This window comes from uncultured Winogradskyella sp., from assembly GCF_947498345.1.
Lineage (GTDB): Bacteria > Bacteroidota > Bacteroidia > Flavobacteriales > Flavobacteriaceae > Winogradskyella.
On sequence record NZ_CANMJY010000006.1, the window covers coordinates 280,412 to 298,556 of the forward strand.

At 32.3% G+C, this 18,145-nt stretch carries 17 protein-coding genes; 7 read left to right on the top strand and 10 right to left on the bottom strand.

What is annotated here, in order from left to right:
* Positions 1-59: 59 nt before the first annotated feature.
* The 4 genes from Q0912_RS10245 to Q0912_RS10260 all read right to left on the bottom strand — a co-directional run bounded on the left by Q0912_RS10245 (position 60) and on the right by Q0912_RS10260 (position 4,890).
* A complete protein-coding gene (locus Q0912_RS10245; RefSeq protein ID WP_299114700.1) occupies positions 60-827 on the bottom strand; it encodes a hypothetical protein in 768 nt (255 codons plus the stop codon).
* A gap of 87 nt (positions 828-914) precedes the next feature.
* Positions 915-3,002: a S46 family peptidase gene (locus Q0912_RS10250; RefSeq protein ID WP_299114702.1), complete on the bottom strand. Its 2,088-nt coding sequence runs from the start codon at positions 3,000-3,002 to the stop codon at positions 915-917.
* 56 nt (positions 3,003-3,058) lie between these two features.
* Entirely contained in the window at positions 3,059-3,811 is a 753-nt protein-coding gene (locus Q0912_RS10255) for a LytTR family DNA-binding domain-containing protein (RefSeq protein ID WP_299114704.1), read from the bottom strand.
* Between the two features lie 2 nt (positions 3,812-3,813).
* The gene (locus Q0912_RS10260) at positions 3,814-4,890 is read right to left on the bottom strand and encodes a histidine kinase (RefSeq protein ID WP_299114706.1); all 1,077 of its coding nucleotides are present in this window, start codon (positions 4,888-4,890) and stop codon (positions 3,814-3,816) included.
* A 246-nt stretch (positions 4,891-5,136) separates the two neighbouring features.
* Here Q0912_RS10260 and Q0912_RS10265 point away from each other — a divergent pair, with 246 nt between their 5' ends.
* Together Q0912_RS10265 and Q0912_RS10270 are read left to right on the top strand one after the other, a co-directional pair.
* Positions 5,137-7,518 carry a TonB-dependent receptor gene (locus Q0912_RS10265; RefSeq protein ID WP_299114708.1) on the top strand — a complete coding sequence of 794 codons (2,382 nt, stop codon included), beginning with the start codon at positions 5,137-5,139 and terminating at the stop codon, positions 7,516-7,518.
* Positions 7,519-7,603: 85 nt separating this feature from the next.
* Positions 7,604-8,143, top strand: coding sequence for a DUF1569 domain-containing protein (locus Q0912_RS10270; RefSeq protein WP_299114710.1), 540 nt, complete (start codon positions 7,604-7,606; stop codon positions 8,141-8,143).
* Here the strand turns inward: Q0912_RS10270 and Q0912_RS10275 are convergent.
* Positions 8,140-8,928, bottom strand: a complete 789-nt coding sequence (locus tag Q0912_RS10275; protein WP_299114712.1) for a hypothetical protein — start codon at positions 8,926-8,928, stop codon at positions 8,140-8,142. The genes Q0912_RS10270 and Q0912_RS10275 overlap by 4 nt on opposite strands.
* Before the next feature lie 43 nt (positions 8,929-8,971).
* Here Q0912_RS10275 and Q0912_RS10280 point away from each other — a divergent pair, with 43 nt between their 5' ends.
* The 3 genes from Q0912_RS10280 to Q0912_RS10290 are packed head-to-tail and all read left to right on the top strand — an operon-like array spanning position 8,972 to position 11,493.
* Positions 8,972-10,114, top strand: a complete 1,143-nt coding sequence (locus Q0912_RS10280) for a methionine aminotransferase (RefSeq protein ID WP_299114714.1) — start codon at positions 8,972-8,974, stop codon at positions 10,112-10,114.
* Between the two features lie 54 nt (positions 10,115-10,168).
* On the top strand, positions 10,169-10,669 hold the full coding sequence (locus Q0912_RS10285; protein WP_299114716.1) for a hypothetical protein: 501 nt from the start codon (positions 10,169-10,171) through the stop codon (positions 10,667-10,669).
* 44 nt (positions 10,670-10,713) lie between these two features.
* Positions 10,714-11,493 carry an amidohydrolase gene (locus tag Q0912_RS10290; protein ID WP_299114718.1) on the top strand — a complete coding sequence of 260 codons (780 nt, stop codon included), beginning with the start codon at positions 10,714-10,716 and terminating at the stop codon, positions 11,491-11,493.
* Here Q0912_RS10290 and Q0912_RS10295 read toward each other — a convergent pair.
* Together Q0912_RS10295 and Q0912_RS10300 are read right to left on the bottom strand one after the other, a co-directional pair.
* Complete coding sequence (locus tag Q0912_RS10295) at positions 11,477-13,093, bottom strand: Ig-like domain-containing protein (RefSeq protein ID WP_299114720.1); 1,617 nt, start codon at positions 13,091-13,093, stop codon at positions 11,477-11,479. The two genes, Q0912_RS10290 and Q0912_RS10295, sit on opposite strands and share 17 nt — an antisense overlap.
* A gap of 55 nt (positions 13,094-13,148) precedes the next feature.
* Positions 13,149-13,817, bottom strand: coding sequence for a ComF family protein (locus Q0912_RS10300; RefSeq protein ID WP_299114722.1), 669 nt, complete (start codon positions 13,815-13,817; stop codon positions 13,149-13,151).
* Between the two features lie 77 nt (positions 13,818-13,894).
* On the opposite strand from Q0912_RS10300, the gene Q0912_RS10305 reads away from it, so the two are divergent.
* Together Q0912_RS10305 and Q0912_RS10310 are read left to right on the top strand one after the other, a co-directional pair.
* Entirely contained in the window at positions 13,895-14,779 is an 885-nt protein-coding gene (locus tag Q0912_RS10305) for a hypothetical protein (RefSeq protein WP_299114723.1), read from the top strand.
* Positions 14,780-14,842: 63 nt separating this feature from the next.
* On the top strand, positions 14,843-16,387 hold the full coding sequence (locus Q0912_RS10310) for a glycine--tRNA ligase (protein WP_299114729.1): 1,545 nt from the start codon (positions 14,843-14,845) through the stop codon (positions 16,385-16,387).
* A gap of 44 nt (positions 16,388-16,431) precedes the next feature.
* Here the strand turns inward: Q0912_RS10310 and Q0912_RS10315 are convergent, their stop codons facing one another.
* The 3 genes from Q0912_RS10315 to Q0912_RS10325 all read right to left on the bottom strand — a co-directional run.
* On the bottom strand, positions 16,432-16,761 hold the full coding sequence (locus Q0912_RS10315; RefSeq protein ID WP_299114731.1) for a hypothetical protein: 330 nt from the start codon (positions 16,759-16,761) through the stop codon (positions 16,432-16,434).
* Positions 16,762-16,865: 104 nt separating this feature from the next.
* Entirely contained in the window at positions 16,866-17,279 is a 414-nt protein-coding gene (locus Q0912_RS10320; RefSeq protein ID WP_299114733.1) for a hypothetical protein, read from the bottom strand.
* 16 nt (positions 17,280-17,295) lie between these two features.
* Positions 17,296-18,145, bottom strand: an 850-nt coding sequence (locus Q0912_RS10325; RefSeq protein WP_299114735.1) for a hypothetical protein, incomplete at its 5' end; no start/stop codon positions are given.

Sequence of the window (18,145 nt, forward strand, 5' to 3'; positions counted from 1 at the left end):
CGAAAGCAGGAATCTCTCATTATAAATCAAAGAAACCCTTGCAAAGATGTGAGGGTTTTTTAATATCCTGTAACTAATAATCTCCTAGCGCCTTTAATGCCACACTTTTGGTATTTATGATAAGCTTGTGCTGCTCTTTCTCTAATTTGCAAATCCGTTTCATCTAAAATCCAGCCATCAATAGCTGATTTTAACGTATAGGCCTCGGGCGCCATTAAACCAGTAGTCCAAACTAACGGATTAACTTTAGTTTGTTCGAAATAAGGTTTAAAATAATCTTTACTAATACACGCTAAAACAATAGCATCGCGTTTGTTAGTATTAAACGGAGTAAAATTACCCTCTACATTAAATTCCATTAATCCATCATGACCTATATAAGACAGTAAACCAGATGCACCACCAAAATTCAATGTTTTTGAATTGTGTAAAATCGAAACCTCACTCCTTCCTGCTGTGGCTTGTAGAAAATCTATTGTGGTTTGCTTTATATATTTACCATCGTAAGCATCAGCAAGTAAATAAGTGTTTGAAGTTTTATGTTTAAATAATAAACGTTCTAAAACTTTAGGGTTATTAGATTTTATGTTTTTTATAAAGGTCCAATCTTTAGAATTTTTGAAATAGGTTTTCATTCCATATAAAGCTCCCCAATAGAGATTGTTTTTTGGATTTTGACCATTTCCAAATTTATCAGGTACAGGAACTATGCCTTGATTTTCATTATCACAAAGTGCTACAAAAACATGAATAGTTTTTATAGGCTTTTGGTATTTAGAAAACGTAAGACTTAATATAAAAAATAAAGAAAGTATTATTCTTACCATATTATTAAATAACGACAATTCAGTATTTTAAGTATTAAAAAACCTTTCTTCTTCAAGAAAGGCTTAAACCATTAATTTTTTTTACAGCTATTTTTTGGGATGCACCAATTGCATTTCATCGATTAGGTGTTTGGCACCTGCATACTTATCAATGATAAACAATACATAGCGTAAATCGACCATAATATTTCTACAAATCTCAGGGTCATAATTCATATCACTCATAGTACCTTCCCACACACGGTCAAAATTTAGACCGACCAAATTACCCTCGGCATCTATTGCCGGACTACCTGAATTTCCTCCCGTAGTATGATTAGTTCCTAAAAAACAAACTGGTACTTTCCCATTACTATCCGCATATGGCCCGTAATCTTTTGTTTTGTATAAATCACGTAATTTTTGCGGCACATCAAACTCATAATCCCCTGGTACGTATTTTTCAATGACTCCATCTAAATAACTCACAGGATTATAATATACTGCATCTCTTGGAGAATAGCCTCTCACCTGACCATAAGTAACACGTAGCGTACTATTAGCATCAGGAAAGTAACGCTCATTTGGTAAGGCTTCCATAAGTGCCGTCATATATTGTGTTTGCAATGCTGTTATTGGAGTATTTTTTTGTTGAAATTCACTATCAATTGTATTAAAAAATTCAGCAATAATAGGCTTAGCGTATGTATATGCAGCATCTGCATTTAGGTTTTTAATAATATCATCTGCACTTCCTTCTAACAATTTTAAAGCTGACTCTAAATTGGTAAAAGCTGTTTTGTTATAAATAGATGCATCGACTTTCTTTCCATAAAGTGGCATTACATTTAAGTAAACACCTTTATCGACATCAACATCATAATTTTTATGAATCCCTTTTAATCGGCTAATTAAACTAGCCTTTGCTCTTTCGAAACTTTTAGGGTTTGCAATTAAGGCTTGTTCAACCTGGTAAGCTCTAAAAGTCATTTGCATTAACTCATTTGTTACCAAAAAGACTTCAATAAAGTTTCTTCGCTTAATATTTACAGGCGCAAAATCTTTGTATAACTTATCAAATTTTGGCAGAATGTTTCCGTATTTATTCTCTAATCCTTTTTCTTTTAAAGCCTTTGTAAATGTAGCTTCAAACGCTCTACGTTTTTCAACGGCTTTACTTTTATTAATTCCCAGATTTTCACCAATCCATTTTTTCCAGGCATTGGCAATACGTGCTTGTTTTGAGGCATACTTAATTCTTACAGCATCACTTGCCTTCATTTTTTGATCAATGACTTTTAAAGCGGCTTCTCTAATAGCAATATTAGTTGGGTTATATTCCTTTGTAATATGCTCAATAGCTACTGCTGGTAGATATTCGTTGGTACGGCCAGGAAAACCAAAAACCATTGTGAAATCGCCTTCTTCAACTCCATCTAATGAGATAGGTAAAAAATGTTTTGGCTTATAAGGTTTGTTTTCTTTACTATATTTTGCAGGTCTGTTGTTAGCGTCTGCATAAATACGAAACATAGAAAAATCACCAGTGTGTCTGGGAAAAACCCAGTTGTCTGTATCACTACCAAACTTACCAATACTGCTTGGTGGTGCACCAACCAAACGAATATCTTCAAAACGTTCTGTAACAAAAAGAAAGTACTGATTGCCTTTATAAAATGATTTTACTTTAACTTCTTGCCAGATCGCTTTTGACCAATTCTTCATGGCCTCATTACTATTTTTTGTGATTTGAGATTGCTTTTCTTTTTCAGTCATAGTATCCATTACACCTTGTAAAACTTTATCCGTTACATCATGAATACTAACTATAAACTCAATAAATAAGCCTTCATTTGGCAATTCATCTTCTAAAGACATTGCCCAAAAACCATCCTTTAAATAATCGTTTTCTAAAGACGAATGCGATTGAATCTGTCCAAAACCACAATGATGATTTGTTAAAACTAAACCTTTATCTGAAATTACTTCGCTAGTACAACCACCATTAAAATGACCAATGGCATCTTTAAGACTAGAATTGTTAACATCGTAAATATCTTTAGCAGTTAACTTGCTTCCAAGGTTTTGCATTTCGTCTTCATTCATTCCTTCTAAGAGTGAAGGAATCCACATGCCTCCTTGCTGGGCAGAAACTTGAAAAACAATGAAAAAGATGATAAATTTTAAGACTTTCATAATATCTGATTTTGTAAATATGTAAAGATAAAAAAGAAACCTAAAGTATTACTGTTTTACATATCTAACCATTTCTTAAAATTGGTAGTACGTTCTCTAGAAACAATTATCTGTTCCTCTTGTTTTGGATTTAGTTTTAACAATAGTCTTGAATTGAAATACGTGTGAATTTCCTCCACAGCATTGACCGAAACCATATATTTTCTATTAATTCTAAAAAACTGAATAGGATCTAAAATGTCTTCTAACTGATCAATAGTATATTCAATCGGGCATTTATGTCCACTTTGCGTATTCAAAAATATAACACCTTCATCTGCCATAAAATATGCAATGTCTTCGACCTTATAAGTACTAAATTGATTCCCGATTTTCACCATAAAACGTTTTTTGTATTCTTTGGTAAACAGTTGTCTTATGGAATTGATGTCTGTAGTGTTATTTTGTCTACTGTCAATAATATTAGTATACTTTTCTAAAGCTTTTTTAAGTTCATTTTTATCAATAGGCTTCAATAAGTAGTCCAATCCATTATACTTAAACCCTCGTATTGCATATTCATTATACGCAGTAGTAAATATAATTGGAGGATGCTTAGACAACTGATCAATAATATCAAAACCGTAGCCATCATTTAACTGAATATCTAAAAAGATTAAGTCAGGCGAGTCATTTTCTGCAAACCATTTTAAACCACTTTCAACAGATGAAATTTGCGTCAAAATCTCACATTCTGGCGCAAGTTCTTCAATTAAATGGCGCAGTCTTCTTGATGCAATATCCTCGTCTTCAATAATTACAGCTTTCATATCTATATTGGTATTGATAACGTTTCTTTTCTAATTAAATGACTTGGCAATAATGGCATAACGACAACAAAATTCTTACTGTCGTCTTTAACTGTCACGCCTTCATTTGTATAAAAAGCATAACGTTTTTTAATGTTTGCTAGTCCTAATTGTAATGAGGAGTTAGAATCATTACGCTTTCTAATATTATTCTTTATCACCAAAACATCATTTTTGGTAAATATTTCAATACGAATTGGTTGCTCTTTTGAATAATAATTATGCTTTAATGCATTCTCAACTAGCATTTGAATAGATAATGTTGGTATGAGTAACATTTTGTGTTGTGCATCTATGTCTGTACTTATAGATATTGAACCATCATGTCTAACCTTCATCATAAAGATAAACGAATCTAAAAATTGCAACTCTTTATCTAGACTTACTAAATCTTCTTCTCTATTATCTAAAATATAGCGATAGCATGAAGCAAGCCTAGTTACAAAATCCGAAGCCAAATCTCTATCTTCATACATAAGTGAGGTTAATGTATTTAAGCTATTAAACAAAAAATGCGGACTTATTTGGCTTTTGAGAGAATTGTATTTTGAAGTCATCATTTCTTTTTTCAGCTCATGCACTTTAGCTTCTACTTCTTTTTTCTCTTCTATGATTCTATAAAATTGATTAAAAATAGATAAGGAAGCTCCTAATAATGTAGCTCTAAGAAAGTCTATTCTAAAACGTAACCATGGATTTTCTGCTTGAATTTGGCAAAAATCTAATTGAAAAATACCTAAATAATAAATTACCGCGGCTGTAGGGCAAACAATCAATAAGGTCTTTAAAAGAATGGCTATGCTACTTTTTACACTTAAATCTTTTGATGATAAAGATTTTCTATCTTTCTTAATTAACCAATCATTGACTTCCCATGTCAACATAAATAAGATAAAAGCAGTGAAATAATAAAAAATAGCAGCTCTATCTATCATTTCTGGTTTATCATCATGTGCTATAGTTAACTTTATTAAAAAATAAATTACGTTTATGATTAGAAATCGTATTGCAATCTTTTTTATGTAAGCTTTTTTAATCATGTTTTGTTTAGACTAATCTCAAATATACACAGACATTAACATAAAGATAAATGCTACAGGTTGAATTGTTAAAATACGTATTGAATTGTTAGATTTTAATTTAAATGGTAACTAAAAATACTCACTAATAAAACGCTACTTAATATGGCTAAAATATCAACTCAGCACTAAATTTCACAGTTCAAAATTATTGCCTTTTAACCTTCTAGAGACTTTTTCAACTTTGGTAAAAACAAACCAAAAACCATGAAAAAAGTATTTCTCCTCTTTGTTTTATGTAGCACTTTTAGCTTTGCACAAACAGGAATAATTAAAGGTAGAGTTATAGACAAACAATCAGAAACTCCTCTCCCAGGTGCCACTGTAGAATTATTAAATGCTGAAAAAGCTACAGGCGCATTTACTGATGAAAATGGATATTATATATTAGAAAACGTACCTATTGGGAGGCAATCCATTAGGATAAGCTATGTAGGATTTGAAACTATTACAATACCTAATATTGTCGTTACCACTGGTAAAGAAGCTATTGTAAATATTAATCTTATCGAATCTTTTGATCAGTTAGATGCTGTAGTACTCACACCAGAAACCAATAAAGACAGATCTATAAATAAACTTGCTACGGTTTCGGCGCGCCAATTTAGTTTAGAAGAAGTCAATCGATTCTCAGGAGGTCGAAGTGATGTAGGTCGGTTGGCAGCTAATTTTGCAGGAGTATCTGCACCTGATGACAGTAGAAATGATATCGTAGTTAGAGGGAATTCGCCAACAGGTCTACTATGGAGGTTAGAGGGTATTCCTATTCCAAGTCCAAATCACTATTCTACATTAGGCACCACTGGTGGGCCAGTATCTGCATTAAATACTAATATGCTTAAAAACTCAGATTTTTTAACCTCAGCTTTTCCGGCAGAATATGGAAATGCCCTAGGTGGAGTTTTTGATTTAGGTTTTAGAAAAGGAAATAAAGACACTTACGAATATACAGCTCAAGTGGGAGCATTCACTGGTGTTGAAGCTATGGCAGAAGGCCCTTTAGGCAAAAAGGACGGATCATTTTTAATCGCAGCCAGATATTCCTTAGTTGGTTTGCTCGGTGTTGGAGCTGGTGGTACTGCAGCCACACCAAATTATAGCGACATCTCTTTTAATATTGATTTCGGTACTGGAAAACTCGGAAGCTTAAGTTTATTTGGAATCCTTGGAGATTCGGACATTGAGTTTTTGGGAGATGATATTGATGAAGATGATTTATTTTCTGCTGAAGACGAAAATGCCTTTGTAAATTCTAGTTTTGGTGTGATAGGGTTAAAACATAGGCTTAATGTAGGTTCTAAAAGTTACTTAAAATCTATTATATCTGTATCTAATTCTACCAGCACTTTCGAGGCAGATCGATTTATAGACAAGGACACGCCGCAAGAAAGAGTTATTAGATACACCGAAGTTGATGACACACAAAGCAGGTTCACTTTATCTACTCTTTTTAACACCAAGCTTAACCGTAAAGTAACCTTAAGAACTGGTATTCTTTATGAAAACTTTGGCATAGAATCTTTATTAAGAGACAGAGAAGAACAACCAGACAATAATAATGATGGTGATCCCGATCTATTCACTTTCAGAGATACTGATGAAACTTTTGATCTTATCCAACCTTATATCCAGGGGCAATTTAGGTTAACTGAAAAACTCACATTAAATGCAGGTTTACATTCGCAATACAGTAATCTAAATGAACAATTCGCTATAGGACCCAGAGCTGCTCTTAATTATAAAGTTACACCTAAGCATAACTTAAGTCTTGGCTATGGTATACACTATCAAAATGCACCACTGCCTTTACTTTTTTTAAATGAAAATGTTAATGGGCAATTAGTACAAACAAATAAAAACTTAGACTTTACAAAAAGTGCTCATTACGTTTTAGGCTATGATGTAAAAATCGCTAAAGGTTGGAGAGGTAAAATAGAAGTGTATTACCAAGATATTAGTAAGGCTGCGGTTGAGGCATTTCCATCTAGTTACTCGTCTTTAACAGAAGGTACGGATTTCGATTTTGATAATGATAGAGTATCTCTGGTTAACGAAGGTGTTGGTTATAATCAAGGCATAGAATTAACGATAGAAAAATTCTTTAGTGATGGGTATTACGGCCTGCTCACAACTTCAATTTTTGAAAGTAAATACGAAGGCAGTGATGGTATTGAACGTAATACTCCTTTTAACAATGGTTATGTTTTTAATTTATTAGCAGGACGAGAATTTAACATCGGAAAAGCAAAGCGCAACCAGTTATTTTTTGATACCAGAGTGTCTTTGGCTGGCGGACGTTATTTTACCCCTATAGATTTAGAAGCTTCTCAACAAGCAGGTTTTGAAATCTTGCAAGAGGACATTGCTTTTAGTGAACAATATGACGACTACTTTAGATGGGACTTTAAGTTTGGATTAAAAATTAACAGCAAATCGAAAAAAATATCTCATCAATTTTATATAGACATTCAAAATGTCACAAATAATGAAAATGTTTTTGTGAGACGTTATAATAGATTAACAAACAATGTAGATCAGGTAGATCAGATTGGTTTTTTCCCTGATGTTGGTTACAGGTTTCAGTTCTAAGTTGTAAAATTGATTAATAGTAAAACACCAATTAATGACTGAAGCAACAAGCCTCACAACTTGTGAGGCTTTAAAAACATAATTTATGAAAAAGAGAATCCTCATAATTGTATTACTTTTTATAGCACTCTTCTTTTATTCAAAACTAAAAATGAATCAAAATAATCCAGAGGTTTTAAGCCCTTTACTTATTGAAATTGAAAATTCGATTCAGTATAGAGATCGAAAAAATCTTGAAATTTCAAAAGTGGATATTGCATGGCAATTAGACCATATACTAAAAACCATTAATAGAATAACCGAAGTTTTAGAATCTTCTAATCCTAAAGATTATACTAGCTCTACAAATGCTATGCGAATTATGTCTTTAACAACTGGTTATATTCCTAGAGGAAGAGCTCAATCACCAGATGTAGTTAGGCCACCAGAGATTATATTAACTGAAGATATTTATACTCAGCTAAAAGAAGCAAAAGCTAATGCTATAAAACTTAAGCAACTACATAAAGATTCTAATTTTGAACATTTTGTTTTTGGGCAACTTAACAAAGCCCAGACAATTCGATTTATAGAAGTCCATACAAAGCACCACTTAAAAATTGTAAATGATATTTTAAATAACTAGTGAGGAGAAATACTTAATCTTTCATCCAAAATCCAGCTTTTAACTAACTTTTTATTGGTTGAAATCTCAGCAAACACATAAATATTAGATCTAAAGCAAGGTGACATTTCAGCAAGTTCAATAACCACTTTATCATCGCAATAACTTGAGTGTAAGAAATAAAGTTTCCTATCTTTTATAATTACATAACCTACATGATTATCTAAGCCCACAAAATAGATCCCATTAGAATATACGCTATTTACTTTATTCTTTAATTGTAGAAATGAAAGGTTAGAATATCGTTTTATATCAGTTATGGGCTGTATGAGTTTCGCTCCATCTAAACCAGCCGCTTGTGCCATTTTGTAACGATTTAGATTAAACCCTAAATGTTTTAAAGTCGTAGATACAAAATAACCACAGGCAATTTCTCCATGATTTGGCATATTAGTATGACCATTAAAATCCCAAGGTGTACCATACCAGTGTGGTACAATATCATTTAATAGTTTTGAATACATATACTTTGAAGCACTATCAATAGCCTTGCCTTTGTCAATTGCATATAGGTTTTTGAAATATGACTTATCAGCTTTAATCTTATTGATAACTGTATTGTAGTTACCTTTTGGCTTAAAATTGATATCTAATTTCACAGAATCTAAAGCTGATATTTCAACTATAGTTTCATTTATTTCCTTTTTAACATCATGCTTAACTTCAGTAAAATTAATCGCATTCTTAGATTTAGAATGACATCCAAACATAAAAGTTAATAAAAATAAAAGCGTAATTTTTAGCATATTTACTAAACGCTTTTTCTAAGGATTTAGTATCTTTCTACTTATGCAACACCAATCAAAACTTCCTAATGTAGGCACAACAATTTTTACAATAATGAGTGCTTTAGCTAATGAGTATAATGCAATCAACTTATCGCAAGGATTTCCTAATTACCCAAGTTCTCGAAAGCTTAATGACTTGGTAACTAGTGCCATGACTAATGGTTATAACCAGTATGCTCCAATGGCCGGAAATTTAAAATTGCGTTTGGCCATTTCTAACAAATATCAATTGCTATATAATTCCACATATCATCCAGATAAAGAAATTACGGTAACAGCAGGTGCAACACAAGCTATATATACTATTATATCAACATTTGTAAGACCAGATGATGAAGTTATTATTTTTAAACCAGCATATGATTGTTATGAACCCGCTGTAGAAATTAATGGAGGAAAAACAATTGCTATTCAACTATCTGCCCCAAATTATAAAGTAGATTGGGATGAGGTAGTTTCAAAAATATCGGATAATACTAAAATGATTATAATCAACTCTCCTCATAATCCCAGCGGAACTATTTGGTCTAAAGCAGACATGTTAACGCTTCAAAAACTAACTCAAGACACAAATATAATTGTATTAAGCGACGAAGTTTACGAGCACATTATTTTTGATAATCAACAACATCAAAGTGCGTGCTTGTATGATGATTTAAAACAGCGAAGTTTTATAACGGCTTCTTTCGGAAAAACATTTCATAACACAGGCTGGAAAGTTGGGTATTGCTGTGCACCAGAACATTTAATGGTAGAATTTAGAAAAGTGCATCAGTTTAACGTTTTTTCTGTAAACCATCCTTCGCAGAAAGGGATTGCAGATTATATGCAAGATCCTAAAACATACCAAAGCTTAGGTTCGTTTTTTCAACAAAAAAGAGATTTATTTTTAAGCCTAATTTCAAAGTCTCGCTTTAAATATACTCCCTCGCAAGGTACGTATTTTCAAGTATTGGACTATTCTAACATTACAAATGAACATGATGTAGATTTCGCAAAGCGCTTAACCAAGACATTTAAGGTTGCATCTATTCCGCTATCTGTTTTTAATGAAAAAGGTAAAGACGATAAGGTATTGCGGTTTTGTTTTGCCAAAACAGAAGACACTTTAATAAAAGCTGCTGAAATTTTATGCAGAATTTGAGTTACTTTTTACATATTTCTGTGTCTCAAAAGCAAAACATAATATAAAAACAAGATGAAATATTACATTATAGTTTTGTTCTTAACCTTTTCACTAATATCGTTTGCTCAAAAAGTTGAAAAGGACGGAAAAACTTATCAGGTTAAAAACGAAAAAATCTTTTTAAATGGTGAAGATGTTACCGAAACTCTCAATGCAGAAAAACGGACTGTACTTTTAAAAGAAGCTGCTATGATTTCTGAGAAAATGAAAGTAGAAGAAAAAGCTAAAAATAAAAAAATAAAAGAAGCCAAAAAACTCGAAAAAGATCGCAAAAAAGCTGAAAAAGCAACAAAAAAAGCCAAAAAAGAGCGGAAAAAGGCTGAAAAAGCCCTAAAAAAAGAAAAAAAGCTAAAAGACAATTATAAGAATGCACAAGCTAAATTGGCTAAAGCACAAAAAAAATATAAAAAGCTAAAAAAGAAAGGTAAACTATCCCCAGTAGCTGAAGAAAATTGGCTTGAAAAAATTGAAAAACTAACTGATAAAGTAGATAAAGCAAAACGAAAAATGTAGATATTGATACTTCAGTTTTCTAATCGAATTCGTATTTTTAAGCTATGAAAAACGAATTGATTGTAGCTATAATTCAAACCGATTTAGTTTGGGAAAACCCTAAAGCAAATCGAGACAACATAGAACATAAGGTCAGCACTATCAAAGATGTTGACCTTATTGTTTTACCCGAAATGTTTAGCTCTGGTTTTACTATGAATGCAAGTTTAGTATCTGAAACTATGAATGACGAAACCATTAGCTGGTTAAAACGACTAGCTAAAGAAAAAAATGCCGCTTTTGTTGGAAGTTTAGTCATTTTAGAAAACCACAACTATTATAACCGCCTTGTTTTTGTTGAACCTTCAGGGAAAATCACACAATACAATAAAAGGCATACGTTTACTCTAGCTGGTGAACATAATGTCTATACAGCAGGTAATGAAAAAGTAATTCTTAATTATAAAGGTTGGTCTATTTGCCCTTTGATATGTTACGATTTACGCTTTCCTGTTTGGGCAAGAAACACTGAGGACTATGATGTGTTGCTTTACGTAGCTAACTGGCCAAAAGTAAGAATTGATGCTTGGGATACGCTTTTAAAAGCACGTGCTATTGAAAATATGAGTTATTGTATTGGTGTTAACCGAGTAGGATTAGATGGTAACAATTATGAATACTCTGGTCATTCTGCAGCTTATAATACATTAGGGCATCGTATAGATACTATTCCAAAAAATAAAGAATCTATTGAAATCGTTACTCTAGAGAAAGTACATATTAATAAATACAGGGGAAAATTAGGTTTTTTAAAAGATAGAGATCGTTTTATTCTAAAAGCGTAAAATCAATAACAAAGTCGAAACTTGCTCTAACTTCGTCAACCTTATCTTTTGGAGCATAACTCACACGCTCAGGCTGTATACCTAACAAATAGTTTCCTGTATCATACTTACCATTACCATTGCTATCAAAAATAACACGCAAGTTATAGCGTTTGGGCTCTAAATCAGTAAAATCAACGACAGGAGTATCTTTTGCATAACGCTCATAAAGCACCTTACCATTATTATCAACTAATTGAACAATAAGAGGTAATGTTGCATTTCTTAGATTCACTCTAATGTTACCGTATTCCGATTTCATTTTAGTTAGAGCTGCCAGTTTTAAGGTGTCTTTGTTGATGCCTCCATAAAAGTCCATAAAGGTCCCTGGCAACATCTCGATATAATATTTTTGCCCTTCATCCTTTTTAATTGGTAGCTTATATCTATTGAAAATAGTGTCGTATTCAACTTCAAAATCAATTGTAACAGAATCTTTATCAATAATATTTATTTTTGATCTATCAACTTTAGCAAGTGGAATATTACCTTCTATGGTAAAATCTTTATCAAAAGCTAAATTTCTGGAAGAAACAACACTCATTACCAGCGAATCTTTATCTAACTTTCTAAAACGGTGTTTAAACGTATCTACATACTTTTTGTTAGACACTATAAAAAATGTAGTATCGATTTCAAATTTAGGTTTGTACCAATAGTATAGTGTATCCGTTTCAGGGTCTTTAATAATTCTGGTTTGGTAATCTTCAGGTGTATCACCAAGCACTTTTATACGCATGGACTCGTAATCTCCTTCATAAGGAAAAATTATCTTACTTGCTCCATCTTGTTTCGGCTTAATTGCTTTAAAATTAACCTCTTCATTAAACAAGGTTAATGGATAAACAGAATCGGTAGGCACAGTAATAAACCCTTTTTTAAACCCAATTTTATCATCTTTCTGGTCAAACTTATAATTACCATTTTTGTCCTTTAGAGCTATTAGTTTATAAGTTCCTGCTTTAATGTTATCTATGCTAAAGGTCGTTACACTATCTAAGGTGTTGGTAATATATCTTGGCTTTTCTTTATAAACTATTGAATCTGTATAAGTAGAATCTACTTCGTATAACATTACGGATACAAATGTATCTGGTTCATCTAGCAAGGCATCTTCAACATAACCTCGTACGGAGAGTGAATCAATAGTATCTCCAGTAGAAAACACGTAACGATAATATGGATAAGGGTTGTCTTCATTATTGTCTACAATACTTTCTCCAAAATTGAAGGCATAAGTTGTATTGGCCTGCAACGTATCTTTTATCTTTATAGAAATGTATCTACTAGCTCCACTCATTGGCATAATAAGCGGATCTGTATCCATAGGAGGAGAAATAATGAGCTGTTTTCTTAGGTCTTTAATTTTTACATACTCATCAAAATAAATACGGATTTCATCTCCTTTAAAATTGGTTGAAAAATTCTTAGGGATTTCATCTTCTATTACTGGTGGCTCTACATCTTTTTCTCCACCAGAAGGTGTACCACGATTGGCACAACTTACCATAATAGTAGCAAAGAAGGCTATACTTAAAATTCGTATAAAATATGAACGCATTTGCTCAAAATAATTTAGCACAAAGAAACAATTTTAAATCTTAGAAACGAAAAAATCAATCAGCAATTGCCATAGTAACAAGACTTAACTTAATATTATCAATTTTTAACAATTCTGTGGCACAAGCTTCAACTGTAGCTCCTGTGGTAATGATATCATCTACCAATAAAATATGTTTACCACATAAAGATTTGTTTTCAGAAATAGCAAACACAGCTCCATCATCATTCCACCGCGATAATCTTCCTTCAAAAACTTTCGTTTTAGTGGGTTTCGTTTTAATTAGAATAGTATCGTTATACTCTGCGTTAAGTATCTTAGCTATTTCTCTTCCGAATTTATCAACTTGATTATAGCCACGTTTTCGCAACTTAGTACTATACAGAGGTACTGGCACAACAACATCAATAGCGTCATAAGCTGCTATAGTACTTAATTCTGTACCTAGCCATTTGCCAAAAAACTCACTAATCTGCTGATGGCCTCTATATTTTAAATTATGAAGCAATTGTTGGACAATACCTTTTTTAGAAAAGTGTAAAAGTGCTGTAGCGTTTTGTAGCTTAACGCGTCCGTAAACTATTTTTTTAACCGCTTCAGAATTATCGAAATGAAAATTGGTAACTGGTAATTGATGTCTGCATTTTATACAAACCACTAATTCATTATCTGCCAAAACATTATTGCAGGCTTCGCAAATTTTAGGAAAGAATAAGTTCAACAAATTTTTTATCACTTAATCGAATAAAATAAAATTGACGTTCAATATACTCTAATTTCGCCTCAACTAAGAAATTAATAATGATAGTTAACCCTCAATTATTTAACTACAGATTAATTATAGGTTCTTTATTGGTCGTTTTAACTGTTTTAGGAATATATAGTTTTACCAACTATAAATCCATTAAATCCTACGAAGAATTTCTAAAACAAGAAAAGTTTTTGATAGAAAAAGAACTATCGGAAATGTTATCGAGTTATGACGATTTAAGCCAAGACTATGATTTAATGGCTTCGCAACTCAAAGAAGCAAAATTAGAGACTAAAATTGCTTTAGATTCTTTGAGATTATTAAAAAGTGACTTATCAATTATTACTAAGTTTAAAAATCAACTTTCAGTTTTAAAAACTAAAAGCAAAGTACTATTGGGTACTATTGACTCGCTTAATTCTGCAAATATAAAATTGCAGAAAGAAAAGCGTTATGCGCTTAATACTATTGAAAAGAAAACATTAACCATTAATGAATTAGAGGAAGCTAACGATTCTTTAAACAAGACCATAGATGAAGCTGCACTTATAAAAGCCAATAGTATTGAAGCTCAAGCCTATAAGTTAAAGTCTGGTAAAAAACGGTTTACAGCCAGAGCCAGACGCGCTAATGCTATTGATGTTTGCATAAGACTATCAGAAAACCCTCTTACCACTAAAGGAAATAAAGATATTTATATACAAATTGTAAGTCCTCAAGGCAATGTAGTTGCTGATAAAGGTGAAGTTGTTTTTGGTCATACCTCTTTAATTTACAGTAAAAAAGAAGTTTTTAATTTTGATAATAAAAACTTAGAAATCTGTACAGCAATTATAGCAGACCAAGACGATCAGCCATTTGCTAAAGGTTACTATTTTGTCAATGTTTTCCATAAAGACAGAAAGCTTGGCGGAACCAGTGTACAATTAAAATAAACGAAAACACATAATTTTTATAAAACCGCTCTGTTAATTTGAGTGGTTTTTTATTTTTGCAGCATGGCAAACGACGACAAATTCAAAAAAGTAATCTCTCACGCTAAGGAGTATGGTTACGTATTTCAGAGCAGCGAAATCTACGACGGTTTAAGCGCAGTATATGATTATGCACAAAATGGTGCAGAATTAAAGAAAAACATTAGAGACTATTGGTGGAAAGCCATGGTACAAATGCACGACAATATTGTAGGTATTGATGCCGCCATATTTATGCATCCTACCACCTGGAAAGCATCGGGTCATGTCGACGCCTTTAACGACCCTTTAATTGATAATAAGGATTCTAAAAAGCGTTATAGAGCAGATGTTTTGGTTGAAGACCATAGAGAAAAAATTCTACAGAAAATACATAAAGATATTGCCAAAGCAAAAAAACGTTTTGGTGATGCTTTTAATGAAAACGAGTTTAGATCTACAAATGGTAATGTGCTTCGTCGCCAAAAGCAAATAGATGAAATCACTGTTGAATTAACCAGAGTACAAGAAGAAAATGATCTGGAAGGCTTTAGACAGCTTATCATAGATTTAGGCATAGTATGCCCTGTATCTGGAAGCAAAAACTGGACAGACGTTAAGCAATTTAATTTAATGTTTGGCACACAGCTAGGTGCATCAGCAGATAGCTCTACTACAGTATACTTACGACCAGAAACAGCTCAAGGTATTTTTGTTAATTTCTTAAACGTACAAAAAACTGGGCGTATGAAAATTCCGTTTGGAATTGCGCAAACAGGTAAAGCTTTTAGAAATGAAATTGTTGCCAGGCAGTTTATCTTTAGAATGCGTGAGTTTGAACAAATGGAAATGCAATTCTTTATTAAACCAGGGACACAAAAAAAATGGTTTGACTATTGGAAAGAAACCCGCTTAAAGTGGCACAAATCGCTTGGTTTAGGTGAAGACAATTACCGTTTTCATGATCACGAAAAATTAGCACATTACGCAGATGCTGCAACAGATATAGAGTTTAACTTCCCATTTGGATTTAAAGAATTAGAAGGGATACACTCGCGTACAGATTTTGATTTAAAACAGCACGAAGAATACTCTGGTAAAAAACTTCAGTACTTTGATCATGAGGATAATGAAAGTTATACACCATATGTCTTAGAAACCTCAATTGGTTTAGACCGTATGTTCCTGGCTGTGTTCTCAAATGCATTGACCGAAGAAGTTTTAGATGATAACTCTACCCGAACTGTTTTAAAACTTCCTGCGGTTTTAGCACCAACAAAAGCTGCTATACTACCTTTGGTAAGAAAGGATGAAGCTTTAACAAAAATGGCCAAAGACATTGTTGATGATTTAAAGTGGGAATTTAATGTGGTCTATGACGAAAAAGATGCGGTAGGGCGACGTTACAGAAGACAAGATGCTAACGGTACACCTTTTTGTATTACTATTGATGGAGAAAGTATTGAGGACAATACGGTAACCATTCGCCATAGAGATACCATGGAACAAAAACGTGTTAAAATTGAAGAACTACGTAACATCATTAAAAAAGAAGTGGATGTTAAAGAGTGGTTGATGCGTATGAAATAGTTAGGCTTTACAGTAACACAAATAAGTGCGATTTTAGTGATGCTTTACTCTCTATTAAATAGGTCATACCCAGAAACACCTAAATAATTAATTGATAATGTCGCTTCACCAACGCCTATATCATAACAATATTCATCATTATTTTGATCAATCAATTTTAAGTAATAAAATTGATTTTCGTTTGTTTGGACTTGATAACCACATTGAGGTGAAGTATAAGATATACTATAAGTAAAAGTATCTTCTACATTATTGTTTTCATCCATCCAATAGCAAAACCCGTCTGAAGTGAATTGCCATTTATTACTTGGCTCATTTTCATGTACCCAAGTTCCAACTATCAAATCCTCAGGCGATTCTTGAGGTACTGACATAGACTGTGCCTTACAGCTGTATAAAAAAGTTGTTATTAATATTGTATAAATTTGATATTTCATTTGTAGCTAAGTCACTATTTTATAAACATAAAGTTTTCTTTTCATTGTTTATTAAAATAAAAGTTTTTCACACCAAGTCCTATAGAACTCAACGAAAGTGTATTACCGTCTACTCCTAAGATTTCGTAACAATAAGCATCATTATCTTCGTAGTTAATTAATCTTAAATAAAAATCTTCTAAACCTCCTGTTTTCACTTCTTGTTTACATTGCGGTGATGTAATGGATATGGAGTAAGAAAATGTATTGGTTAGATCACCAGAATAATACCAATGACATTTATGATCTACAGTAAATTCAATACTCCAATTAGAATCTTCTTCATTAATCCATACACCTATTATGTCTGTGCTTAAATTCGTTAAATTTTCTTCTATGGTTTGTGCTTTACAACTAAAAGTAATTGAGGTTATTACAATCAATACTATTTGTCCTATTTTTTTTACTGTTTTCATATTCTTTTAATTTTAGTTACCTACATTTAATCGAATCTTTTGCTTTTGCAAATTTTGTTTTTCTGTCTGCTAAACCATTACTACCACCGTTTACTTTTTCAGTTACTTTTTTCACAGTTGTAATTGAATCAACAGTAATTTTATCAAGTACACTTTTTTTATAGTACCATAATGCGCTTAATATTGCTATTGTATCATTGTTCTTGAGAAGATCTGGGTTAGCTACAAAATCTTTGTCAGGATCATATTTGTTATTATACCAAGTTTTAAAATTAGTGTAATTTGTTTTACCTGTTAACTGAAAAATCCCCCTTCCTCTATATTTATAACCGTCTCCACTTGCTTCATTACCATTCCCCATCCTACAACAATATACATAATTTGCTACTTTTGAAGAATTCTGAAGATATGTGCTATCTGCATCTCTTTTAGTACCTAAAGTGTCTGCTTCATTTTGTTTGAAATATCTCCTATAAACAGATTTCAAACGACCGGCTGTTGTATAGTATAAACTTTCTTCTACACCAAATCCGTTATTGAATCCATTGACTTCATGGCCAGCTTGAGCAAGAAAATGCCATAATTTCTCATTACTGTCTATACCAAAATCACTTCCTTTATTATTAATAACTGATGCTAATGTTAAAGCATCTGTATCTGATATGTTTGGAAATACCTTTTTTAGGTCTTCTTTTGATGTATCACAATCATCATCTTCTATTAGGTCAACTGGTGATGTCAATGAAAGATTACCTGTATTGCCTGAGCCTGCATCACTACCTCCTCCTGCAGTACTACCACCAGCATTGGGGTCTCCTCCATCTGGTGGGTTATCTCCACCAGAGTCAAATACGCATTCATAAGTG